Annotated in this window: 19 protein-coding genes and 1 pseudogene; 9 read left to right on the forward strand and 11 right to left on the reverse strand. The window is 56.8% G+C overall.

All coding sequences use genetic code 11. From position 1 onward, the window contains the following. Nucleotides 1-230: 230 nt before the first annotated feature. From cruF to GEI7407_RS18225, 3 genes are read left to right on the forward strand one after another with little or no spacing between them, the layout of a single operon-like run. Nucleotides 231-1,160 carry a gamma-carotene 1'-hydroxylase CruF gene (gene cruF / locus GEI7407_RS18215; RefSeq protein WP_015173688.1) on the forward strand — a complete coding sequence of 310 codons (930 nt, stop codon included), beginning with the start codon at nt 231-233 and terminating at the stop codon, nt 1,158-1,160. Next, nucleotides 1,157-2,374, forward strand: coding sequence for a 2'-O-glycosyltransferase CruG (gene cruG, locus GEI7407_RS18220; protein WP_015173689.1), 1,218 nt, complete (start codon nt 1,157-1,159; stop codon nt 2,372-2,374). The genes cruF and cruG overlap by 4 nt, the downstream gene beginning before the upstream one ends. Nucleotides 2,375-2,425: 51 nt before the next feature. Then, nucleotides 2,426-3,208 carry a ZIP family metal transporter gene (locus GEI7407_RS18225; RefSeq protein ID WP_015173690.1) on the forward strand — a complete coding sequence of 261 codons (783 nt, stop codon included), beginning with the start codon at nt 2,426-2,428 and terminating at the stop codon, nt 3,206-3,208. An 11-nt stretch (nt 3,209-3,219) separates the two neighbouring features. On the opposite strand, the gene GEI7407_RS18230 is transcribed toward GEI7407_RS18225, so the two are convergent. The 4 genes from GEI7407_RS18230 to GEI7407_RS18245 form a co-directional block, all read right to left on the reverse strand. After that, complete coding sequence (locus GEI7407_RS18230) at nt 3,220-3,837, reverse strand: pentapeptide repeat-containing protein (RefSeq protein ID WP_015173691.1); 618 nt, start codon at nt 3,835-3,837, stop codon at nt 3,220-3,222. 181 nt (nt 3,838-4,018) lie between these two features. Beyond that, the gene (gene trpE, locus GEI7407_RS18235; RefSeq protein WP_015173692.1) at nt 4,019-5,557 is read right to left on the reverse strand and encodes an anthranilate synthase component I; all 1,539 of its coding nucleotides are present in this window, start codon (nt 5,555-5,557) and stop codon (nt 4,019-4,021) included. A gap of 138 nt (nt 5,558-5,695) precedes the next feature. Beyond that, nucleotides 5,696-6,124: a photosystem I reaction center subunit II PsaD gene (locus GEI7407_RS18240; protein ID WP_015173693.1), complete on the reverse strand. Its 429-nt coding sequence runs from the start codon at nt 6,122-6,124 to the stop codon at nt 5,696-5,698. 141 nt (nt 6,125-6,265) lie between these two features. Beyond that, nucleotides 6,266-8,299 (reverse strand): DICT sensory domain-containing protein, encoded by a 2,034-nt coding sequence (locus GEI7407_RS18245; protein WP_015173694.1) that lies wholly within the window; start codon nt 8,297-8,299, stop codon nt 6,266-6,268. Nucleotides 8,300-8,577: 278 nt separating this feature from the next. Here GEI7407_RS18245 and GEI7407_RS18250 point away from each other — a divergent pair, with 278 nt between their 5' ends. After that, entirely contained in the window at nt 8,578-9,153 is a 576-nt protein-coding gene (locus tag GEI7407_RS18250; RefSeq protein WP_015173695.1) for a type IV pilin-like G/H family protein, read from the forward strand. Between the two features lie 156 nt (nt 9,154-9,309). Further along, a complete protein-coding gene (locus tag GEI7407_RS18255; protein ID WP_015173696.1) occupies nt 9,310-11,550 on the forward strand; it encodes a hypothetical protein in 2,241 nt (746 codons plus the stop codon). 1 nt (nt 11,551) lies between these two features. Here the strand turns inward: GEI7407_RS18255 and GEI7407_RS20490 are convergent, their stop codons facing one another. Continuing rightward, nucleotides 11,552-15,301, reverse strand: coding sequence for a glycosyltransferase (locus tag GEI7407_RS20490; RefSeq protein ID WP_015173697.1), 3,750 nt, complete (start codon nt 15,299-15,301; stop codon nt 11,552-11,554). Nucleotides 15,302-15,505: 204 nt separating this feature from the next. On the opposite strand from GEI7407_RS20490, the gene GEI7407_RS18270 reads away from it, so the two are divergent. Beyond that, on the forward strand, nt 15,506-16,915 hold the full coding sequence (locus GEI7407_RS18270) for a glycoside hydrolase 100 family protein (RefSeq protein ID WP_015173698.1): 1,410 nt from the start codon (nt 15,506-15,508) through the stop codon (nt 16,913-16,915). A 2-nt stretch (nt 16,916-16,917) separates the two neighbouring features. On the opposite strand, the gene lspA is transcribed toward GEI7407_RS18270, so the two are convergent. From lspA to rbsK, 5 genes are all read right to left on the reverse strand, one after another. Beyond that, entirely contained in the window at nt 16,918-17,406 is a 489-nt protein-coding gene (gene lspA, locus GEI7407_RS18275; protein WP_015173699.1) for a signal peptidase II, read from the reverse strand. A gap of 108 nt (nt 17,407-17,514) precedes the next feature. Further along, nucleotides 17,515-18,096 (reverse strand): biotin transporter BioY, encoded by a 582-nt coding sequence (locus GEI7407_RS18280; protein WP_015173700.1) that lies wholly within the window; start codon nt 18,094-18,096, stop codon nt 17,515-17,517. Between the two features lie 6 nt (nt 18,097-18,102). Next, nucleotides 18,103-19,218: a biotin synthase BioB gene (gene bioB, locus GEI7407_RS18285; protein ID WP_015173701.1), complete on the reverse strand. Its 1,116-nt coding sequence runs from the start codon at nt 19,216-19,218 to the stop codon at nt 18,103-18,105. 101 nt (nt 19,219-19,319) lie between these two features. Beyond that, nucleotides 19,320-19,997, reverse strand: a complete 678-nt coding sequence (locus GEI7407_RS18290) for a pentapeptide repeat-containing protein (protein ID WP_015173702.1) — start codon at nt 19,995-19,997, stop codon at nt 19,320-19,322. A gap of 147 nt (nt 19,998-20,144) precedes the next feature. Next, a complete protein-coding gene (rbsK, locus tag GEI7407_RS18295; protein WP_015173703.1) occupies nt 20,145-21,068 on the reverse strand; it encodes a ribokinase in 924 nt (307 codons plus the stop codon). A 42-nt stretch (nt 21,069-21,110) separates the two neighbouring features. Between rbsK and GEI7407_RS18300 the strand changes: the two genes are divergently transcribed. Continuing rightward, nucleotides 21,111-22,058: a nucleoside hydrolase gene (locus GEI7407_RS18300; protein WP_015173704.1), complete on the forward strand. Its 948-nt coding sequence runs from the start codon at nt 21,111-21,113 to the stop codon at nt 22,056-22,058. Between the two features lie 32 nt (nt 22,059-22,090). After that, nucleotides 22,091-22,720 carry a TenA family protein gene (locus tag GEI7407_RS18305; protein ID WP_015173705.1) on the forward strand — a complete coding sequence of 210 codons (630 nt, stop codon included), beginning with the start codon at nt 22,091-22,093 and terminating at the stop codon, nt 22,718-22,720. Here the strand turns inward: GEI7407_RS18305 and GEI7407_RS18310 are convergent. Next, nucleotides 22,717-23,589: pseudogene (locus tag GEI7407_RS18310) on the reverse strand (NAD(P)-dependent oxidoreductase); the annotation flags it as partial. The gene GEI7407_RS18305 and the pseudogene GEI7407_RS18310 overlap by 4 nt on opposite strands. A 301-nt stretch (nt 23,590-23,890) precedes the next feature. Between GEI7407_RS18310 and GEI7407_RS18320 the strand changes: the two are divergent. Then, nucleotides 23,891-24,118, forward strand: coding sequence for a hypothetical protein (locus tag GEI7407_RS18320; RefSeq protein WP_015173708.1), 228 nt, complete (start codon nt 23,891-23,893; stop codon nt 24,116-24,118). The last annotated feature ends 14 nt before the right edge of the window (nt 24,119-24,132 follow it).

A 24,132-nucleotide genomic window follows, 5' to 3' on the forward strand; every position in this document is an offset into this window, starting at 1 on the left:
AGGAGTCCTGCCCCCGAAGATGCATCGGACACCGACGCGATCGAATTCAGCGGGCGATCGCCCTAGATGGGATAAGCTGCCTTGGGATAGCAATCCTTGGGCCAGGAATCTGAGCAGACCTAGGGAAAACCCAAAAGAACTGAGGAGAAAGCCGCTCAGGAAGGCGATCGCATTTATTGAATTTTTGTAAACTAGTGACAACTTATTGACCTTAAGGGTCCGAGGATTTCATGAAGCATCTGGTATCTTCTGAGCGCTTCTGCTTGATCGGCCACGTGGCGGCTATGGCCTTTGGATTGGCTGGCTTGCTCCTCGTCCTTCCCAATGCCCAACTGATTGCGGCGCTGCCCAGCGCGGGCCAAACCTTTTTCGGCTGGAGCATGGCCGGTGGGGGAGTGGTCTACATTCTGCTGGGGACGGCAGCGGTGGCGCTGTACGCCTACCGAACCCTGGGGCTGCGCCCGTGGCTGAGTTTCATGGTGCCGGCGATCGCCCTGTCCCTGAGCAGTGAGCTGCTGGGCACGAGCACGGGCTTTCCCTTTGGGGACTACCACTATCTGAACGGCCTGGGCTACAAGATCGCGGGGCTGGTTCCCTTCACGATTCCGCTGTCCTGGTTTTATTTAGGGTTTGTGTCCTACGTGCTGGCGCGGGCGGCCCTGGACTACCGGCTGCGATCGCCCTGGCTCTCGCGTTTAGGGGCGATCGTCCTCGGCGCGATTTTGCTGACGTCTTGGGACTTCGTGCTAGACCCGGCGATGAGCCAGACGCTCTATCCTTTCTGGGAGTGGCGTCAGCCGGGAGCGTTTTTTGGCATGCCCTACCAAAATTTTGTGGGCTGGTTTGGCACGGGCGCGCTGTTTATGAGCGTGGCGACGCTGCTGTGGCCCAGCAGACCCCTGGTTTTGGGGCGATCGCAGCTCAATTTCGCCCTGGCAATCTATCTGAGCAACTTTGCCTTCGCGATGGTGATGAGCCTAGCAGCGGGTTTCTGGATTCCGGTGGCCCTGGGCGTAGTGGTGGGAGCCGGACCGGCAATCGCGCTGTGGCGCGCCGCTTCCCCGATCAACTCGCCTGGGGAGCTTGAGGGCTTCTCTGCCCCGGCCGATGCAGCGCTCCCCCTGACCGCCGAAGCATCCGCGGGGGCTCAGCGTCTGTGACCATTTCGCTTGACTGGCTAGGGAATGACTTGGGGCTAGGGCTGGCGGGCCTGCTGGCCTTTGGGCTGCTGTTGCTCCAGGTGCCCGCTACGGCGATCTTGCTGTCGCGGCTGCTCCAGGGGCCGGGCCGACGGCCGCCCCTGGAGCCCCAGCGCTCTGATCCGACCCAGCTGGGCAGCGTCAGCGTTGTGGTGCCGACGCTCAACGAAGCCGATCGCCTCCAGCCCTGCCTCGACAGCCTGGCTCGCCAGAGCTACGAGGTGCGCGAGATTATCATCGTTGACAGCCGCTCCCAGGACGGCACGCCGGACTTGGTAGCGGCTGCTCAGCGAAAGGACCCCCGCTTTCGGCTGATTGAGGATGATCCGCTGCCCGCAGGCTGGGTGGGTCGGCCCTGGGCGCTGCACACTGGCTTTTTGCACAGCGCCGAAGAGAGTCGCTGGGTGCTCGGCGTCGATGCGGACACCCAGCTTCATCCGGGCCTGGTGTCCAGCTTGATCAAGACCGCCGAAACGGAGGGCTATGATCTAATTTCCCTCTCGCCCCAGTTTATTCTCAAGTTTCCTGGGGAGCTGTGGCTCCAGCCCGCGCTGCTGATGACCTTGGTGTATCGCTTTGGGCCAGCGGGTCTGGGGGACAATCCCCCGGAGCGGGTCATGGCCAATGGCCAGTGCTTTTTGTGCCGGCGATCGCTCCTGGCCCAGATCGACGGCTACAGCAGCGCTCGCAGCTCCTTTTGCGACGATGTGACCCTGGCCCGCCATGCCGCTAGCCAAGGGGCTCGGGTGGGCTTTCTGGACGGGGCCAAGGTGCTCAAGGTGCGCATGTATGAGGGCGCGCTGGAAACCTGGCACGAGTGGGGGCGATCGCTCGATCTCAAGGACGCGGCGGAGCGGGGTCAAATTTGGGGCGATCTGTGGCTGCTGAGTGCGGTGCAGGGGCTGCCCCTGTCCATGACGGTGGTGCTCCTGTCCCTGGTGATCGCTGGCAACACCGCTGCGCCGGTCACCGCAGCCCTCGGCCTCAACCTGAGCTTGGTGGTGATTCGCTTTAGCCTGATGTGGGCGATCGCCCCTTCCTACGACCGGAGCCAAGCCCAGCACCGCTGGACCTTTTGGCTGTCGCCCTTCGCGGACCCCCTGGCGGTTTTGCGGATTTTGCTGTCCTCGCTGCGGACCCCCAAGCGCTGGCGCGGTCGCCAGTATAGTCTCTAGCGATTCTCAACAACGACTGACGGACTGTTTACCCACGCCCCCAATCTCGCCATGCTCCAAAACCTCTCTCCTGTCTATCTCGGGCTGCTGGGTAGCCTAGTGGCTGGCTTGGCGGCAGGCTTTGGGGCACTGCCCATTCTGTTTCTCGGCAAGATTACGAACCGGCTGCAAGGCATCTTGCTGGGCTTCGGGGCGGGGGTGATGCTGGCGGCTACGTCGTTTTCGCTGGTGGTGCCGGGCCTCGATGCGGCTAGTCGTGCCAACGGGACGCTGTACGCGGCGATCGCCGTCTCGACGGGCATCGCGCTGGGCGGCTGGTTTTTGTGGTTCAGCCACAACCACTTTCCCCACGAGCACTTCATCAAAGGCCCCGAGGGAGCCAGCCTCAATCGGATCAAGCGGATTTGGCTCTTTATCATTGCGATCGCCATCCACAACTTTCCCGAAGGGCTGGCCGTGGGGGTCGGCTTCGGCGGTGACGACATCGCCAACGGCCTCGCCCTCACCGCCGGTATCGGCCTCCAAAACCTGCCCGAAGGCTTCGTGGTTGCCCTTGCCCTCGTCAGCGAAGGGTATTCTCGCCGATACGCCCTCACCATCGCCTTTCTGACAGGCCTGGTCGAACCCATTGGCGGGTTGATCGGGGCCGCCGTCGTGTCCGTCGCCCAGCCCGTTTTGCCTTGGGGAATGGCCTTCGCGGCGGGCGCGATGCTCTTTGTGATCAGCGACGAAATTATTCCGGAGTCCCATAGCCGGGGCTACGAAAAAGAAGGCACCATCGGCGTCATGGTGGGCTTCATTTTGATGATGTTTCTGGATGTCACCCTCGGCTAGGGGGCGATCGCCTATCGGGGCAGGCTCATCAGGCGCATCGACTCTTGCTCTTCCTCCTCGGGCGCAATGTCGCCATTGGGCAAGATCGCGCTGCTGAGGTTGACGCCCGACAGCTGCACGCTGCTGAGGTCCGTCAAAAACAAAAACGTCCCGCGCAAATCCGTATTTTGCATCACAGCCCCGGTCAGGGTCGCCCGAAAGAGGCTGGACCCGCGCATCGTCGTCGCGCTGAGATCGGCCCCGCTCAAATTGGCGTAGCGCAGATCCGACCCAAACACCGACGCTTCGCTCAGGTTGGCCCCCGACAGATTCGCATAGCGCAGGAGCGCCGCGTCGATATCAGCGCTGCGCAGGTTGGCGCCGCTCAGGTTAGCGCCGCTCAGGTTAGCGCCGTTGAGATCGGCATTGGCTAGGTTGGCCTGGCTCAGATTGGCGCCTTGCAGGTTGGCGCTGAGCAGGCTCACGCCCGCCAAATCAGCCCCCTGAAAATTCGCCCCGCTGAGATCACAGCGACGACAGCGCTTGGTCTTGCGGAGCTGCTCGACATGCTCTGGGTTTGCAGCCTCAGCTGCTGCACTGCCCACAAAGGTCATCAGGAGGGTGGCAGCCAAAACAACCGTTGGTTTCATAAATTTGACAGGGTGGCAGAACAGGATCAGACAGACAAGGGAGAAGCAAAGGGTTCTGTCGCGAAAGGGTGAAAGGCCCAGCGTTCAAGGGCTTTTGTTACCGCGACAACCCCGCTTACTGGCCATTGTAGGGCGCATCGAGTTTGCTGTCGGATTGGGCTGACCTACGCCCTGCTCACTACTAGGCTGGGTGCAGACAGCGAATGGCCTCGAGCAAGCCCCGCGCTTTGTTGAGGGTTTCTTCGTATTCCTTTTCGGGCTCGGAGTCGGCCACCAGGCCAGCACCGGCCTGGACCCGGACGGTGTGGCTGCCATCGCCGTTGCTGCGCACGACCATGGTGCGGATGGCGATCGCCGTGTTGAGCTGCCCCTCAAAGTCATAGTAGCCGTAGGCCCCGGAGTACGGCCCGCGCCGACAGGGCTCGAGCTCATTGATAATCTGCATCGCCCGGATTTTGGGCGCGCCGCTGACCGTCCCGGCGGGGAAGCAGGCCTTGAGCAGGTCCCAGGCCGTTTTGCCCGGTGCTAGGGTGCCGACGACGTTGCTGACGATGTGCATGACGTGGGAGTAGCGCTCGATCACCATCAGCTCGTCGACACGGACCGTGCCATTGACGCACACGCGCCCCAGGTCATTGCGCCCGAGGTCGACGAGCATGACGTGCTCCGCGATCTCCTTGGGGTCTTGCAGGAGGTCGGCGGCGAGGTCGGCATCTTCGGTCGGGGTGGCGCCGCGCTTGCGGGTACCGGCGATCGGCCGCACGATGGCCTGCATGATGTCGCTGGCTTCGTCGGCCCGGTCCGCCTTGACCATCACCTCGGGGCTAGAGCCGATGATCTGCCAGTCCCGGAAGTGGAAGTAGGCCATGTAGGGCGAGGGGTTGATCAGGCGAATGGAGCGGTAGAGGGCAAAGGGATCGCCGGTGTACTGGGCCTCGAGGCGCTGGGACAGGACCACCTGGAAGATGTCGCCGGCCCGGATGTGGTCTTTGGCGGCCTGGACGTTGGCGCAGAACTGCTCTTTTTCGGTGTTGCTGCGGTAGCTGAGCGGGGGCAGTCCCTCGGTGGTGGGCGGCTGCCAAGACAGCAGGGTGTCGCTGCCCGAAAGGGGGAGCTGTAGCTTGGCGACGAGCTGCCGTACGCGATCGCAGGCTTGGTCATAGGCCGATCGCAGATCGACGTTCGGATCGCGCAGGTCAGCATAGGCGATCGCCCAAATCTTGCGCTTCACCTGGTCAAACACCAGCAGGTTATCCACCTGCATCCACAGGCCATCGGGCAGGTCACCCTCAGCGCTCGGATAGATCGGCACGCGCGGCTCGATCCAGTTGATCAGCTCGTAGCCCCAGAACCCAAACAGTCCGCCAATCCCTGGCGGTAGCTGGGGCAGCTTCACCGGATGAAAGGGGGCTAGGCAGTCTTTTAGGGCCGTGAAGGGATCGCCCTCAAAGACCTGCACAGAGCCATCCCGATAGGTTTGGGTGGTGCGATCGCCCCGTGCCTCCAGCACCCACAGCGGATCGCAGCCCAGCAGACTGTAGCGACCAATTTTTTCTCCCCCTTCCACCGACTCCAGCAAAAAGCTGTAGGGCTGCCCCGCACAGACTCGGTACCACGCCGACACCGGGGTATCGAGATCCGCCACCCATTCTTGATAAACCGGCACGAAATTACCCTGGTCAGCCATGGCGGCGAATTGAGAAAAGTCGGGGAAGATCATGACGCTAGCGGTGTGGGTCAAAAACCGGAATAAAGGCCTTGCAAAAGTATCGGTCCCGGAAGTTTTACCCTCCGAGACCGATCGCTTTTCTATCTTACTGATTTGACAACCTGAGAAGATCCCTACGGCTTAGATTTCCTAAGCTTCGTAGGTCGGGGTGCCGCTGAACTTCACCTTGGCGGGCTGAGGGTTGTCGCCAATCTTGCGGGGGTTGTGGTTCACCGAGGTCCGGCCTTCGTTCACCTTCTCGGGGAAGACGCCGTCCTTGGGATGCAGATACTGGATTTCGCCGTTGGGGAAAACTCGGTAGATCTTATAGTCTTCCATTTTGGGCTTGAACTTGGTCCGCAGCTGAGCGCCCAGAGCCAGACACTGCTCTTTGCGAGCCAAGTACAGCAGGTTTTCGCCTTCGTTCATCACGGCAGCGCCGCCCGTCGGCATTTCGAAGACTTGTTGCTTCTTGCTGGTCCAGGTGATAGCGTACTTTTCTTCCACCTCGGCCTTGGTCAGAAGGCCGCCGGTGCTACCACCAAATATTGGAGTTTTTCCCGTCAGAGTTTCAGCCATGAACTTATTCTCTCAACGTTTTTAGGGCATCCTATCACCGACTGCCGGACAGCCTAACGACTTCGTGAGGAAGTGTTACAGAACTTCAGGGTTCCGGGGTAGCTACTCCTGATCGGCCCAAGGCGATCGCCTCTAATCCTCTCAGGAAGAAGACCGCAGCGTTGTGCGCCGTCCCCGCGATCGCCCGGGAGACTTGCGCGCTGGCTGGGCCGCGGGCGGGCGGACCTCAGCTTCTTGCTCCTCCGCGATCGGCACCGTGAAGTGGAAGCGGCTGCCCTGGCCCCGGCCCGCCGACTCTGCCCAGATCCGGCCCCCCAGCCCCGCGATGATCTGGCGGCAGATCGCTAAACCCAGGCCCGTACCGCCCGCCGTGCGCCGCAGCGCGCCCTCTTCTTGGTAGAAGCGATCAAAGATCGCCTCCAGGCGATTGGGCTCAATGCCCCGTCCCGTGTCCGTCACGATCACTTCCAGGGTCTGGCCATCTTTGGGATGGGCTTCGACGCTGACCTGGCCGTCGGTCTCCGTAAACTTGCAGGCATTGTCCAGCAGCTTGGAGAGGACCTCCACCAGCCACTCCCCGTCCGCCTGGACCAGGGGCAAATCCAGAGACACCTTGGTAACAATGGTGGGCAGATCCATCTCCCCTTGCCGACTGCCGACGCTGCTGAGGGCCAGGTCCACACATTCCGCCATGGGCAGCGATTCGAGATGCCACTCTACGCGGCCGCTCTCGAGACGCGACAGGGTCAAGAAGTCCTGGACCAGCTCCCGCATTCGCTCGGCGTCGGCCAAGGCAGAGTTGAGCATAACCTGCCGCAGTTCTAGGGGCATGTCGGGCTCGGTGGCCAAGCTCTCTAGACAGACCTGAATGGTGGACAAGGGCGTGCGCAGCTCGTGACCGGTGATGGCGATCAGGTTGCTGCGGGTGCGCTCGAGGGCTTCGAGCTGCTGGTTGAGGTCTTCGAGGTTGGCGAAGGCCTCGGCCTGGATCAGGGCGACGCCGAGCTGACCGGCGATCGCATCCACCAGGGACAAATCATCCTGGGTCCAGGCGTAGGCCGAAGAGCAGCCGTGCAGCTCCACCATGCCCACGAGGCGGCCCTGATAGGAAATCGGCACCAGCAGCCACGAGCCAATCTGCCACTGCTGGACCATCTCCTTGAGCAGGGAGTCTTCAGTGATGCGAGGGTCTGAGGCCGTCGATTCGAGGGGCAGCAGCTCCCGCTTGGCGAGCACCTCCTGAAAGAGCGCGTTTTCGGCGAGGGGCCAAGTTTGTCCCCGGGCCGACGGCACCTCTGCTCCCAGAAACTCGTACTGAATCTTGGCGGTGGCGTCCGTTGCCTTACACCGATAGATCAGGCAGCGGCAGACCTTGAGCGCCTGCCCTAGCTCCTCGGCGGCCACGGTAAAAATTTCGCTGGGATTGAGCGATCGCCGAATCGCCGTCGTGATGGAGTTCACCAGCCGCTCCTTGCGCTCCTGGGCCGCGATCGACCGGTAGGCCTTGAGCAGCTTGTACTGCCCCGCCTGAAGGTAGGTCACCAAGCGCTCCGCAAAGGGCCCCGGATTGGCAGAATCCTCCGGCACGCAGGCCATTTCTTCAAAGGACCGCAGGCCATAGCGATCGCGCGCCTGCTCGATCTTTTCGACCAGCTCGGGCCGGTAGAGCAAAATGCGATCGAGCAGCACCGCCGCCGCCTGCTGGCTCACGCAGCGATCGAAGGTCCAAATGCCTTCAAACTGGCGCGACTGGTCCACCGCCGCTGGCTCGAGCGCCCCCGGCACCGACACCACCGGCTCGCGCTCTCGGCAGATCAAGCAGGTGGCCTGCTGACTCCCCAAAACCACCAAGTGCCACTCGTGGCTGAGCTGATCTTCGGGCTCAAAGGCCACCGTCTCGTAGCGCCCCGACGCATTGGTGAAGTTCGTCTCTGGGGCCGCCAGCACGTAAACCTGGTCACTTTGCTCCGAAATCCGCTGGTAGCGGTGGGCTTCCTGACGATAGAAACGCTCACGCTGAAAGCTAGCAATGATCAGCGGGCGATCGCCCCCCGCCAGCACCTGATCCTCCATGGCGTGGGAGAGCGCCGTCAGCGAAGACTTGAAATAGATTTGGGACCGCAGTTGGGGGAGGGCTTGGAGAAGGGCTTCCAGAATGGAAGTGGAAATGCTCATCGACAATCTCTTCGTTCGGCCTGAGGAAGTGAAATCCACGCCACAGCGACATGAGGCCCGAGCCTTATCCCATGCTACCGCCATCCCTCGGTTTACGGGCGATTTGCGGGCGATCGCGCCCCACAACAACCCCGCCCGCGCCCCCGTGCCCCCCTCTCTTGACCAGCAATCAGAAAAATTTATGGATGTCCCTGATCGATCGCTGAATTCAGGTGGGTAAGTTAGCACCAAGGACTTACGAACCAGGCATCCTGAATCCTCCAAGGAGCAATCACCACATGAAAACCGAATTCCAGGCCAAGTTCCTCCAGCACCTCCTCAAGCGGGAAGAGAGTGAGAAAGGCTTCACCCTCATTGAGCTCCTCGTCGTTATCATCATCATCGGTATTCTGTCTGCGATCGCACTGCCTTCCTTCCTGAACCAAGCCAACAAGGCCAAGCAGTCCGAAGCGAAGCAGTACGTCGGTTCCATGAACCGCTCTCAACAGGCTTATTACCTTGAAAAAATTTCTTTCACTGACAGCATCGGTGATCTAGGTCTGGGTATCAAAACTCAAACCCAGAACTATATCTACAGCATCAACCGAGTTGCAGAAAACTCCTCTTTTGTCTCTAACCAAGCCCGTCTAAAAGAGGCTGATGCTCCTTTGAAGGCTTATGTTGGCGGGGTTTCTGTAGGTACTGTTGCCGTAACCAGTGAGGCTACGACACTGGCTGTTTTGTGCGAAGGGAAACAACCTGGCATTGCGGAGGGGCCTGATGGTACAGAAGCATTTGAAGCTGCAGACAGCGACTACGAAGCTGATGGCACCCCCATTTGTTCAGCGTTGGGTGCATATGACGTACTCAAGTAACAGCAAACCAGCCCTTTAAAAGGCAATCAAAATTCAGAGAGCTATGCTTTGAATTTTTAGAGGTGGGTAGAACAGCTATCCACCTTTTTCTATTTTCGTTGACAATATGTCTTCTTGCTGTTGGTGTTCTTTAAATAAGCAGGTGTAGACAACCATATGAGTAGTTTTCATCAAGATAGCAAATGGAAAAAAACAGCCATTGATTATTTGGAAAGCCGACGCTATCTTCAAGCAGCTCAGCTTTACGAGCAAGCAATCGAGCTTAACCCCGCAGCAGATATCCAAAACTATTGGTGGCTCGGATTAGTGCAATTGCTACAGGGTCAAGAGGCAGATGCTCAGGCTACTTGGTTTTGCGGTCTTTCTGCTGCTGAGGATATAGATCTTGCTACTCTCGATTTAATCAATATCTTAGAGACCGAAGCAAGCCGTCAAGAAGCTAAAGAAGATATTCAGGCAGCTTGGCTAATTCGACAGCATATTCGAGAGATAGCACCAAACATAGGTCGCAATCTTCTAAAGCTTATTCCTCTATCGATTCAGCAAAGAATCTTAACAGAAGACAGCCCTGAGCTAGAACAGCTAACTAACTTATTAGAGTCGAAGACCTTAGAACGCGTTGAAGCTCAACTTCTTCTAGGTGCTCTAGAATCTGTCCTAGATTTCATGCCTTTAGCAGGTTCCACACTCAAGTTTGCTGAAGCCTGCATCCCTTTCATAGAACCATCATCATCTTTTACAAATACGTTGATGATGGCCGCCATGAAGATTGCGTACAAGCAGAAGCAACCTGCTCATGCCAGTCGTGTCGCTGAACTGTGCCTCAAAGTTGAGCCTGACAACGTCGAGGTCCTGAGAATATTGGCAGCTTTCTATCAAAACTCTGGGCAGTACGCCCTAGGCATTCAGACAGCCCGTCACTGCTGTGATCTAGTCGACAAAATTGAAGATAAAGCCTTTGCCAGCCACCTTTTGTTGCGCGGTATTCTCAGTGCTGGCGGCTACTGGAATGAAGTTCAGACTGCTATCCAAGAACATAAACAAATCCTCAATCAGCTGATTCAAGAGCAGCCTCTCAACCTTCACCCCATCACCGTTGAGAGGCTATTTTCCACTACTTATTTCCTACCTTACTGTGAGGATTCTCCTGTAGAGAATCGCAGACTTCACAATGAAGTTGCTAAGCTTTGCCAAACCAACACAGCCATTTATGCTGCCGAACAAGTAGCTAAATACCAACAAAGCCAAGCTCTGCGTCTCATTACCGCAACCTCTGATCAAGAACTTAAGGTTGGTTATATTTCTCACTGCTTCAATAGCCATTCAGTTGGCTGGCTAGCTCGCTGGCTATTCCGCTATCACAATCCAGAACGAATCAAAACCTATGGTTATTTCGTAAATTTCTCAGATGCGGTTGAAGACTCCCTACGAGATTGGTATGTCGACAATATCAATCACGTTCGAAAAATGTCATCAAACGCAGTTGAGATCGCCGATCAAATCAATGAAGACCAAATAGACATCTTAGTTGACTTAGACAGCCTTACTTTGGATATTACCTGTGAGGTCATGAGTCTCAAGCCAGCACCAATTCAGGTTTCTTGGCTGGGGTGGGATGCATCAGGAATCCCGAGCATCGACTATTTTCTGGCAGACCCCTACATTCTGCCAACCGAGGCAGAAGACTACTATGCCGAGAAGATTTGGCGACTTCCCCAAACTTTCCTAGGGATTGATGGTTTTGAAGTGGCAGTTCCAACGCTAAAGCGGGAAGATCTAGGCATCAGTACAGACGCCGTTATTTATCTCTCCGCCCAAACTGGTATCAAGCGAAACCCAGACACTGTTCGCCTGCAAATGAAAGTCCTGGCTCAGGTGCCCAATAGCTATCTCCTCATCAAAGGCTGGGCTGACGAAAGTGCTCTCCAACAAAGCTTTAAGCAAATTGCTAGTGAAGAAGGCGTAGATAGCGAAAGGCTCCGATTCCTGCCAATCGTGCCCTCCGAAGCCACTCACCGAGCCAATATGGGCATAGCGGACGTCATCCTAGATACGTATCCCTACAATGGTGCAACAACCACCATGGAGGCCCTGTGGATGTGTGTTCCCATTGTCACCAAGGTAGGTCAGCAGTTCTCAGCTCGAAATAGCTACAGCATGATGATGAATGCTGGCATTCAAGAGGGTATTGCCTGGTCTGACGAGGAATACATTCGTTGGGGTGTTACGCTGGGGCGAGATGCGAAGTTGAGACAAGAAATTTCTCATCGCCTCAAACTGTCACGCCAGACTTCTCCTTTGTGGAGTGGTAAGCGCTTTACGCAAAGCATAGAAGAGGCTTATCAGAAGATGTGGGAGATTTATCTAGAGGGGCGATCGCCTCAAGTGCAGGGTTAATTTAAATCGCCTCCAGCGATATAGATTTGCAATTTTCCTCGTAGGGCCTAAAGCCAACCTCTAGATTGTCACAGGAAGTCTTAATGTAGGCATAAAGCTCAGAAGCCAAAATTTCCCACTCACTGTCTGACATAGGTTCCAGCAAAGAGATTTCTAGAGTATCACTCATATCAATCTCTTCTTCCATCATGAGATTCAGCAACACGCTTGAAATCGCTGCTTCTACTTCTTCAGGATCAATACCTGTTGTGTTAATTAAAAGCGTTACTTCCTGATTTTCAAACAAGCTTGTTATTGTTCTAAAAATCTCTGAAACCACAGCAAGCAGCGCATCCTCAGAAGACTGCCAGTCTAGAAATACCGCCAAATTAATCTCTCGCAGCTTCAGACGAGTTGCTAATTGATCGCGTTGATAGCGTTGCCAGAGTTCTTTGAGTGCTTGCTCTATTTTCAGGGCGTAGCTTCGACTGTCTAAAACAGCAGGATTCGATCGCATTGCGCTTGCTATTTGCTGTCTACATTGCTGATTGAGAGAAGGATCAGTACCGAGGGCAATCGCCTTTCGCACATACTCTGCCTCATCTGCCGCAACCATCTGTACAAGCCCTAAAGCACGCAAAATTCCTGCCCCCATTGCTCCACGAAAGTATTCCCCTACCCTTGTAACAATTGGGAGATTTACTTCTAAGGGCTCTATCAGAGAGGTAGTGCCAGCAAAAGGATAGGAGTCAAGATAAATATCTGCCAATTTAAAGTACTGCTTCACGTCAGCACGATTCGGAACAGGATCGGGATCAAGCACTAAAAACTGATCTTTAGATAAGCCAGCTTCTACAAAAGCATTTTGCAAGTATTTTTGAAAGTAACCTTTGGGATACGCATTAGACCAATTTGGCCCAAAAGGCATTAATAGCAATAAAGAATTAGGAACGTTCTGCAAAATCTCAAGCCAGGATTGCAGAAGTGCAGGAGTAATTTTAAAGAAATTCGCGCCAGAGCAAAACACAACTTGCTCATCTTTAATTCCTAAATCTTGCCTAGTTACTACCAAGCTAGATGACGCGATTTCTGTCCCATAGCTAAAGCAGTGTACTGTTCCAGGAAGCTTGATTAGTATCTCACGATAGTGATCTTCAGCTGAAGGTGACGGATCAGTGAATTCACTAGATAGGTAATAGTCGATCGACTTCATACCAGTCGTGACGACTGAAGCTACACTTGTAAGCTGAATTCGTGCAAGGCGATGTAATGCCAATGATGTAACTTGGTTCGTTACTGCGGTGATATTAGAGGCAAACAATAGGAGGTCTAGATCATCATCTCGAATCATCTGTACTTGAGACTGTAAATCAGCAGGTAACTGCCGAGCCAAATTAGCTGAAGCTTGACAGTATCCTTCTAGTGGGTGATTGGTCCACTGCAATGAATAAAGAATTACTTCAAAATCTCGACTAATGAATTCATAAAATGGCAAAACCGCAAAAGTTTCTGCTGAAGGCGTAAAGTGAGCAGCTAGAATCCCAAGGCGAATTTTCTGTCGGACTCTTTGTCGCTCAGGAAAGGTATATGCAAGCTCATGGCCACTGGCTTGCAAAGCATAAGCTAAAATTTCTGCACGTTTGACGTACAGATTTTTCAGATTTCTATCATTAAAATAGAAGTGGATAAAGTTTTCACATTGAAAAAAACTAAGAGCAACAATTTGAGAGTGCTCTTCAGTATTTTTCTCGAAGACGTTTTCATAAATTTCATCAATTAGATTTTTCTGAAAATCATAAAATCTTTGTGATTCAGCTTCAGATTTAAAAAAGATAGGTGGCTGCAAGCTGTACTTCAAATAGGTATCTAGGAGCCAATTTGGTATCTGGCTAATCTCTACAGGGCAGGACTGGGTATTAGGGCGCTCATAGAGCATTGAGATCAGCAACAGCTTGATCTTTTCTGAATCAGTCAAGCAATTATTCTCTTGATCCAGCATCTGAGCAGAAAGTATATTTTTCTCAGCTTCAGAGTCAGGGACTTGGAAAATTAGGATTTTTGATATGTCTCCCAATCCATTTTCGAATGCAGATTCCAGTAAATGATCAGGAATACATTGCCAATTCTTTGCAACTTGAACTCGAATTTCCTCAATTTTTTTTAGAGAACTATCATTTCCTTGTCGAAACTTGTTGATAGCTGCTGCAAGACAGTTAGACAGTGAGGGCCACTGATTTAATAATTCTGTTGATTCTTGAATTAATAAATTATAGCTTTCAAGCTCTTTACGAGCTTTTTCAATAGCCTTTGGAGAGTAAAGCTTCTCATGAAAGCAAATTATCTTTGCCTTTTGCCTTCTTAAGAGAGACTGCCGGGAAAGTAAGTTTTGTAGGCGAGATCCTTGATGATGTTGACGATAGTATAAATAAGTGCGATCGAGATGATATCCCATCCAACCCTTATCGCACATGGATACCCAGAGTTCCCAATCCTCAAGGCCTTCCTCCATTGCATCTTTAAAACCACCAGCATCTTCGTAGGCTTGCCGCTTAAACAAAGAGGAAACTGTGGCTTGATTATTTTCCAGGAATTTCGTCAAGTCAAATGTCCCATAGTTTACGGAACCGACTTTAGCGCCAAAATACTCTAGATTTGTATAAACAAAGCCAATATCAGCATAAATAGATAACAGAAAGCTAGCATCTTCTAAAAATCGAGGATGAATTTTATCGTCTGAGTCCAAGAAAAGAATATATTCACCTCTAGCGCGTTGAATTCCATTACGCCTTGCTTGAACAACACCAGAATTTTTTTGGGTCAATAGTTGAATATTGCTAGAGCTGTAGTGATCTGTTAAGCGCTGGGCAATAAGCTGGGTACTATCAGTGCTTCCGTCATCGACGATGATACATTCCCAGTTTTGATAGGTTTGGCTAACCAGACTTTCGATTGCTTCGACTAGAAATGCTCCATGGTTATAGGATGGAACGACAACCGAAATTAACGGAGTTTTAGGATGTCTTCTTGGTTGTAACCGTTGTCCAAGCAGCGCTTCTGCACGGAGAATGTCCCCCTGGGAGTATGCAAGATAATTATTAAAAACGATTTGAGCCCACCGAATACTTTGATTAGCCAGAAAGTCTTGATACACACCTGAGGAATTATTGCGATATTCAAATAAAGGCTGCGGAATTCGGCATCCACGATATCCGTGGAAGCCTGCGGCAATCCAGAAGTCCCAATATTCACACCCTTTGACGTTAGTTTTATAACCTTCTACTTGTAGCCAAATATCGCGTCGAAACAGAGCACAGTAGGAGATTTGATTCACATACCGCAAAGCAAGAAAGTCATAATCTTGGGCAATGACTGTTTCAGAACAGTCCCCAAAGTCTTGTCGGTCTGTATAGACAATTCCAATATCAGATCGAGAGTCTAACAGCGCGACACACTCTTTTAGCATTTCGCTGGAGATGCGATCGTCGGCATCTAGCGGCAGGATATATTCACCGATCGCTTCTGAAATGCCTCGATTTCTCGCGATCGCTGGCTGCCCTGAGTTTGGTTGAGATATCAGTCTAATTTGAATTTCTGGGTTGACCTGGATTAAATAATTGGCCACCGCGACAGTTTCATCAGTACTGCCATCATCAACAATAATAATTTCAAAGTCTTGAAACGATTGGGTTATGACACTCCCAACAGACTCTTCTAAGTATTGCGCGTGATTGAAGCATGGAATCACAACGGAAACACGAGCTGTTGAGTTCATTGATTGCACCTATCGTGAATTTTGTGAGAATTTCAAACAGGCTCTTTTGTACTCAAAAAATCTTGGTGAGTAGGCCCGTTGAAGAAAGAACAGAAAGTATAGTTTCACCTGCAATCAGCCTCTAGTTTCTTCGATCAAACGCCGCTGGCAGGTTAGGCTAGGGTGCGATCGCCCGATGCGCATGGAGAGGAGACGCAATCAAGGATGGCTGTTGAAGAAGCGTTGCTCAAGGAAGCTTGGTTGGCTCTTGAGAAATCTATCATCTATTATCTCGGACGACCAGTCGGCACGGTAGCGGCCTACGACCCTGAGATGGACGCGCTGAACTATGACCAGTGCTTTATCAGAGACTTTGTATCGTCGGCCTTGGTCTTCTTGATCAAAGGGGAGACTGAGATTGTTCGCAATTTTCTAGAGAAGACGCTGCGGCTCCAGGCTAAGGAGCGCCAGTGGGACTTCTTCCAGCCGGGGTTTGGCCTGATGCCAGCGAGCTTCAAGGTCGAGGGGCACGGGGTCACCCAGGATCTGCGGGCAGACTTTGGGGAACGGGCGATCGGGCGCGTGACACCGGTGGACTCTAGCCTGTGGTGGCTACTGCTGCTGCGGGCCTATGTGAAGGTGACGGGCGATATCTCACTGGCTCACCAGCCGAGCTTCCAGAAAGGGATTCGGCTGATTTTGGATCTGTGCCTGGTGTCTCGGTTTGATATGTATCCGACGCTCCTGGTGCCGGATGGGGCCTGCATGATCGACCGGCGAATGGGCATTGCTGGACATCCCCTGGAGATCCAGGCGCTGTTTTATGGAGCGCTGCGGGCGGCTCAGGAGCTGCTGCTGGAGAATGAGGAAAATCAGTACTTTGTGCAGGCGGTCAACAATCGCATTGCGCCGCTGCAGCGGCATATTCGGGACGAGTACTGGCTGGATGCGGAGCGGCTAAATGTGATTTACCGCTATCAGGTGGAGGAGTACGGCGAGGAAAGTTTCAACAAATTTAATATTTATTCGGACTCGATTCCCTTTGACTGGCTGGTGAACTGGATACCCGAAAAAGGGGGCTATCTGGCGGGTAATCTGGGGCCGTCTCAACTAGATTGCCGATTTTTCGCGCTGGGGAATCTCATGGCGATCGCCACGTCTCTGGCCAGCGATCACCAGGCCCACGCGATCATGGAGCTGATTATTCAGCGGCAGGGCGATCTGATTAGTCAAATGCCAATGAAGATCTGCTTCCCGGCCCTCGAGAATTCGGAATGGCGGCTCTTGACGGGCTGCGACCCGAAGAATCGCCCGTGGTCCTATCACAATGGCGGCAGTTGGCCTGTGCTGCTGTGGATGCTGGCGGCGGCGGCCATCAAAACGGGGCGCAAGGAAATCGCCTATGAGGCGATCGCCATTGCGGCGAAGCGACTCAGCCAGGATGGCTGGCCAGAATACTACGACGGCCAGAGCGGACGCTTGATTGGCAAGGAAGCCCGCAAATTCCAGACCTGGACGATCGCTGGTTTCCTATTGGCCGTTGAGCTGATGAATCGTCCCGAAGCCCTGAGTATGCTGAGCTTTGAGGATGTGATCGTACCCCCAAACGGGAACGGCAGCTCTCTTTCTGACTAGCCCTAGGCATCGGGTGGCGGTGAATCTTGGGTGGAGCCAGACTGGCGGAAGTAGGTCCACAGCAAGCAGCACACTCCCAGGGTGATGGCTGAGTCGGCGATGTTGAAGACCGGAAAGTTGATGAAAGCCAGCTGAATAAAGTCCGTGACGCCGCCATCGTCAGAAAAGCGCTCGATGCCATTACCGACGGCGCCACCCAGGATGCAGCCCCAGCCGAGCTGCTCCCAGCGGTTGAGTTTGGAGCCGGAGAAGGCCAGGGCTACGAGCAGCAGGCTAGCGATCAGGGAGAGCCAGCGCAGCCAGCCGCCGTTGTTGCTCATGATGCCCCACGCTGCGCCGTAGTTGATGATGTAGGTGAGCTTGAAAATGCCGGGGAGGAGAGGCCGCACTTCTCTGAGTTCCAGGTTTTGGACGACCCAGGCCTTGGTGAGCAGGTCGAGGACCAGCGCCACGAGGGCGGCATTCCAGAACAAAAGGTTCTTTAGGCGCATGAACAGTGTAGGAGCATAGGAGGGCGGGTAGGCGCAGCCAGAGTGGGCAGACCGCCAGACGGTCTATCCGTGGCTGTGTCTACAGGAGGGCGATCGCCCTCGCCTTTTTTAGTAAAACATCAAACGGCGCAGCCCATAGGCAAGGACGGCGGCAGCACAGGCGATCGCCAGCTGCCCAGGCACCGGCTGGAGCGAATAGCGCCAAATCGCCTCCCACAGCGGCATAGGCATCTCAACCCAGCCCGTCAGGTAGGTAATCAGCAAATAGCTGAACCCCGTCAGGTGAATCCCCAACAAGCCACACAAGCAGCTAAAGCCCAGCAATTCCAGACGCGGCGCCGCCTGAAAGGCCAGCCAGCCGCACACCCAGGCCCCCACCACAAAGCCAATCAGGTAGCCAAAGGTCGGCTCTCGCACGTAGCCCAGGCCGCCACCCCGGGAAAAAACGGGAAACCAGGCCAGTCCCAGGGCCAGATAGGCGATTTGGGACAGAGCCGCCGCATTTCGGCCCCCGAGGCACCCAATGAGCAGCACCGCTCCGGTCTGGTAGGTGACTCCCAGGGAGTAGGTCAAAATGCCTTCCGCGCCCCAGCTCCAGGGAGGGCTGGCGATAAAGGCTTCGAGGAAGGTGCCGCCAATGGTCAACAGGAGACCAATTAGCGCCCACAGCAGCTCATTGGGGGTGAACACGGCGTCCTAGTGGGCGTCACCAGTGGCGGGCTGATACTCTCCCGGCACGGGCGCTTCGCCCCCTTCGAGGCCCAGAGAGTGCAGCATTTCGTGATCTTTTTCGGGGGGCTGACCCAGGGTGGTCAGGTAGTGGCCGATCAGCATGGCGTTGATGCCGGCCCGCAGGCCCAGGTTCTGCATCTCGCCCATGATGGCTTCGCGGCCGCCGGCGTAGCGGAGGATCTGCTGGGGCAGGATCAGCCGGAAAATCGCGATCGCCTTCAGCGCTTCGTGGACCGTCAGCCGGGGGCGATCGCCCAGGGGCGTCCCCGATCGCGGATTGAGCAGGTTCAGGGGCACCGAGTCCACCTCCAGTTCCCGCAGCGACAGCGCCAAATCTACGCGATCGCTCCAGCTCTCGCCCATGCCCAAAATGCCGCCCGTACAGGCCTGGATGCCAGCCTGCTTGAGATTGCGCACCGTTTCCACTCGGTCTTGCCAAGAGTGGGTCGAGACCACCTCCGGATAGAAATTCTCAGAAGCTTCGAGGTTGTGGTTGTAGCGCGTCACCCCCGCCTCGCGCAGGGCGATCGCCTGCTCCGGCGTCACCTCGCCCAGGGCGCAGCAAGGCTTGATGTTCGTTTCATCGGCGATGCGGCGCACCGTTTCCAAAATCTGCTCAAATTCCCCAGACTTGGGGCTGTTGTACTTGGGACCGCGCCCCTGGCTCACCAGACAAAAGCGCTTGGCGCCTGCGGAGGCCGCCGCTCGGGCGTTCTCCAAAATTTCGTCCATCGTCTTGAGGCCGTAGACCGGCGACGCCTCGCCCGGATGGTGGACCGACTGGGAGCAGAAGCTGCAATTTTCGGAGCAGTTGCCCGATTTGACATTAATAATGCTGCACAGATCGACGGTGTTGCCGCAGCAAGCCTGACGCACGCGATCGGCCGCTTCACAGAGCAGGAAAATCTTTTCCTCATCCTCAATGCGGGTCAAGGCGAGGGCCTCTTCCCGACCCAGGCGCTCCCCAGCAATGATGCGATCGGCTAGGGCGCTGAGGTAGTCCCGCAGAGCGGCTGTATCGAGGACGGCAGGGTCAACGCTTGGTCCAGACTGGACGGCGGACAACGGTGCTTGAACCACGGTCGATCTTCCGGTTTCAGGATTGAAATGATGGCATTGTATCACCCACGGGCTGCCTGACCGCCGCAATTCGCCCGCCCTGGCCCCTGGCCGCCTAAAGCTCAGGGCCGGGGCGGTTTGGTGCAGGGGGCGCAGCACACAAAGGCCCGCCGGAGATTGGTGCCTGTCAGGTTGGCGCGATCGAGATCGGCGCCGATCAAGTTGGCGCGCTCGAGGTCCGCATTGGCCAGATCCGCGCTGCGCAGGCTGGCATCCGTCAGCTCGACGCCCCGCAGGTCAGCCTTGACCAAGGTCGCGCCCCGCAAATTTGCGCGCCCCAGCAAACTGCCCATGCAGCGAGCGTGATTGAGGTTCGAGCCCGCCAGCTCCGAGGCCGCCAGATTTGCGCCGACCAGGTTGACGCCATGCATCAAAGCGCCCCGGAGCTGCACGCCCTGCATTTGGGCACAGCGCAGATCGGCTCCCCGCAAGTCCGCGCCGCAGAGGTTGGCCTGCTCGAGATTCACGCCGCGGAAGTTGGCGCCCAGGAGCGTCGCACCCCGCAGATCAGCCCGCTTGAGGTTGGCATAGCTCAGGTCGGCTCCGTTGAAGTTGGCTCCGGCGAGATCCGCCGCTTCCAGGTCGGCGCGGGACAGCAGCGCTCCCTGGAGGTTGCCGCCCGGACAAGACGCGCGATCGCGCAGGCGCTGCAAATCATCAGCATTGGGCTCGGCGGCCGCAGGCAGCAGGGGCACAACGGCACCCCCCAAAAGCCAAGGGGTAAAACCAACAGGGTCCATAGGGAAAGAGTCTCCTCAGGGCACAGCGCGGAATCGAATCGGGGGCAACTGTAGTTGTTCCCCTATCTACGAAGATCGGCGCTAAGGCAGGGTTTCGCCCTCCCTCCGCTGGGTCGTCCAGTTGGGTGAGGGCCACGGGAATCGAGTCTAGGAGGCCTGTTGGCGCAAGAAATCTTTAAGCATCGCTTGGTTGGGCATGGCGCTCTGGGCGCCGGTCTGGGTGACGGCGATCGCCCCCGCAGCCATCGCCCACCGCAGAGCCTCACTGAGGGATAATCCCTGATCGAGGGCCGCCGCCAGGGCCCCGTTGAAGGCATCCCCCGCCGCCACGGTGTCCACGGGCTGGACCGGAAACGCGGGCAGCCAGAGGCCCCCACCGTCGGACAGGCAGTAGGCACCCTGGCCGCCCAGCTTGAGAATCACGGTGCCCACGCCGCGCGATCGCAGCGCTTGGGCGGCGGCGACGACGGCCTCCGGCGTGTCCAGGCCAAAGCCCACAAGCTGGGCGGCTTCGGTTTGGTTGGGGGTCAGGAAATCCAGGCAGGGATAGAGCGCGGCAGGGAGTGCGGCGGGCGCTGGGGCCGGGTCGAGAATCACCGTTACGCCTTGGGCGTGGGCCATGCGCGCAGCGGCGATCGCAGCTTCTAGGGGGATTTCGAGCTGGAGCAGCAGGACGCTGGCCTCCGCCAGCAGGGGCCGCAGGCGATCGCAGTCGGTCTGATCCAGGCGGCCATTGGCGCCGGGCACCACGATAATGTGGTTTTCGCCAGCCTCGTCGAGGGCGATCGCCGCCACCCCAGACTGGGCCATGTCGTCCCGAAAAACACCCGCCGTTTGGACACCCGCAGCCTCCAGGTCCGCTTGCAGGCGATCGCCAAAGAGATCCGCGCCCAGCCGCCCCACCAGATGGGTCACCGCCCCCAAGCGCGCCGCCGCCACAGCCTGATTGGCGCCCTTGCCGCCGGGCACCATGGCAAATGCCGAGCCCAGCAAGGTCTCACCGGGCCGAGGCAAGCGGGGCGATCGCGTCACTAGGTCCAGGTTGATACTGCCAAACACGACAACAGCCATTGCGCTACACTCCGGGGAACGATTGGGTCTTGTGTCTCAGCTATGCGTCCACGACCGCTTATTATCGACTGCGATCCGGGGGTCGATGACGCGATCGCCCTGCTGTTGGCGATCGCCTCTCGCGAGGCGCTCTCGCTCTTGGGCATCACCACCGTCGCGGGCAATGTCCCCCTGGCCCTCACCGAGAAAAACGCCCGCCGCATCGTCACCCTGAGCGGCCAAGACATTCCCGTGTACGCGGGCTGTCCGCGCCCCCTGATGCGCCCGCTGGAAACTGCCGAGTACGTCCACGGCGCAACTGGCCTAGGTCAGGTCACCCTGCCGGAGCCCCAGCAGCCTTGTCAGGCCCAGCACGGCGTGAATTTCTTGATCGAAACCCTTACCCAGGCGCCAGAACCCGTCACCCTGGCCGCCCTCGGCCCCTTGACCAATCTGGCGATCGCCCTGATTCAGGCGCCCCAGATCGGCCCGAAGATCGCAGAAATCGTGATCATGGGCGGGGCCATCACCCACGGCAACGTCACGCCCGTAGCCGAATTTAATTTCTACAATGACCCCCACGCCGCCCAGATCGTCCTGAGCAGCGGCTGCCCGATCACGCTGATCAGCCTCGACGTCACCCACCGGGCGATCGCCACCCCCCAGCGCGTCGCCGCCCTACGAAATTTGGGCTCCCCCGTCGCCCTCGTAGTCGCCGATCTGCTCGAAACCTATGGAGACTTCTATCGCGATCGCTACGGCTTCGAGGGGGCAGCCCTCCACGACCCCTGCGTGATCGCCTATCTCTTGCGGCCAGACCTCTTTAGCGGCAAAGCCTGCCCGGTCACTGTGGACACCGCCGGGCCGCTGACCTGCGGCCAGAGCATCGTGGACTGGTGGCACCTCAGCGGCCAGCCCGCCAATGCCCTAGTTCTTGAGACCGTTGACGCTGACGGGTTTTACAGGCTCCTGACCGATCGCCTCGCTCGCTATTCAGTCTCGACCCCCTGACCCAAAACGCCCTGATTCCTGCACTTCTTGCTATGACGCTTTCCAATTCTCTCTGGCAAAACTCCCAGGACCTCGCCCAGGCCTGCCTAGAAAATCCCTTCGTGCGGGGCCTCGCCGATGGCACCCTGCCGCGCGATCGCTTCGCGTACTACGTGGGCCAAGACGCGTTTTTCCTGGAGTCCTTTGCGCGGGCCTACGCGATCGCCGCGGCCAAGGCCCCCGACTGGGACGGGTACGGCCAATTTTTGCAGATGGCCCAGGGCGTGCTGGGCGAGCTCCAGCTGCACCAGAGCTATGCCGCGGCGTGGGGCGTGGACTTGGCCAACGTGAAGCCAGGGGCAGCCACGCGGCGCTACGTGGACTTTTTGCTGGCGACGGCCTGGGCAGGTGAGGTTGGTCGCACCACCGCCGCCATGACCCCCTGCATGCGCCTGTACGCCTTTTTGGGCGATCGCCTAGCTGCCGAAGCTCAGGCCGAGCACGCCTACAGCGACTGGATCCGCACCTACAGCAGCCCCGAGTTTGCCGCCCTGGCCGAGACGCTCGAGCAGCTGACCGATCGCTATGGCCAAGACACCGACGCCGTCCAAGACGCCTATCGCTACGCCATGGAGTGCGAGCGCGATTTCTTCCAGGCGGCCTGGGAAAGCGACCTGCCCTAGCGCGGCTCCTCTGGATTGACCGCCGCAAAGATCGCCGAATAGTCTGCGTCGGCGAAGCCCCCGTCACTGGCCGCTGCAATGATGTCGCGAACTCCGGCGATCGCCCGCCCATCTAGGCCCACTGCCTCCGCCGCCTGCAAAAACAGGTTGGTGTCCTTCAGCATGTGCTTGGTGGGGAAGTTGGGATTGTCAAAATTGCGATCGAGCATGCGCTGGAGCTTTTTGTCGAAGGTGGGCGCATAGAGCGCGCTCTGGCGCAGGATCGTCATAAACAGCTCTGGGTCCACGCCCTGGCGCTGCACCAAGCCCAAGCTCTGGGCAAAGGCCGTCGTGAGCGAGGCAATGAGCTGATTGAGGGCTAGCTTGAGCGCGGCAGCGGTGCCGACCTCGCCCACATAGCGCGGCTCTGGCCCGAAGGTTTGCAGCACAGGCCGGTAGCGATCGAACTGCTCCGGCGTCGAGCCCACCATCACCAGCAAAGTGCCCTGGGTCGCCTCAGGAATGCTGCCCAGGACCGGCGCTTCTAGGTATTCGCCGCCCGCCGCCGCCACAGCCTGGGCGATCGCCTGGCTTTCCTGGGGAGCGATGGTGCCCATCTGGATCACGGTCCGACCGGCGATCGCGCCCTGGGCCTCGGGGGACAGCAGCATCGCGCGGATCGCGGCTCCATCCGACAGCATCAGGCATACGCAGTCCACCGCTCGCAGCAGCGCCGCTGGCGACTCGGCCACCGTCGCGCCCTGGGCTTGGAGAGCCTGCACTTTCTCAGGGCTGCGGTTGTACACCGTCACAGCGCCGTGGGCCGCCAGGAGTCGCTGAGCCATCGGCTGACCCATCAGGCCCGTGCCCAGAAATCCAAACTTCATTCCCTCTCTCCTGTGAACGTCCTCTCTATGCTAGGGCAGCGATTGCCGCTCAATGCCTTCCAAGCGCCGGTTTTGAGCCTGCATGCGCGGACTTTCCAACTGATTTTCCGGATAAAGAAAAATTCCCTAGAGAGTAGTCCTGGGAGCAGTGGCACGCTGGAGGAGCGCGGGCTTTTTTATACCTTTGTACGCATTGACAGCGTGATCAATCGCTGAAGAGTTTGCGTATTTCGTCTGATGAATCCCTCCAATTCCTCGTCAACAATAGAGAAAACGATCCTTCTTTAGGAGTCGGTGAAGCGTTGTGACTGATATTCTCTGTCTTGGCTACTTAATCATTACGGCGATCGCTGCAATCTGGTGGATCGGAGCCTTTCTAAGCGATGAAGAAGCCGCCAAAGACGATCCGATATCCTGGATTGTCTTGAGCCTGGGACTCATTTTTTCGCCTATCACGCTACCGGTTTCTCTTGCTGAAGTTTTGCTTAAGAAAGGCCTGGGTCACTATTACGTGATTGTGCGAAACCTCTAGCTTCCATGGGCGCT

The sequence above is a fragment of the Geitlerinema sp. PCC 7407 genome, from assembly GCF_000317045.1.
Taxonomy (GTDB): domain Bacteria; phylum Cyanobacteriota; class Cyanobacteriia; order PCC-7407; family PCC-7407; genus PCC-7407.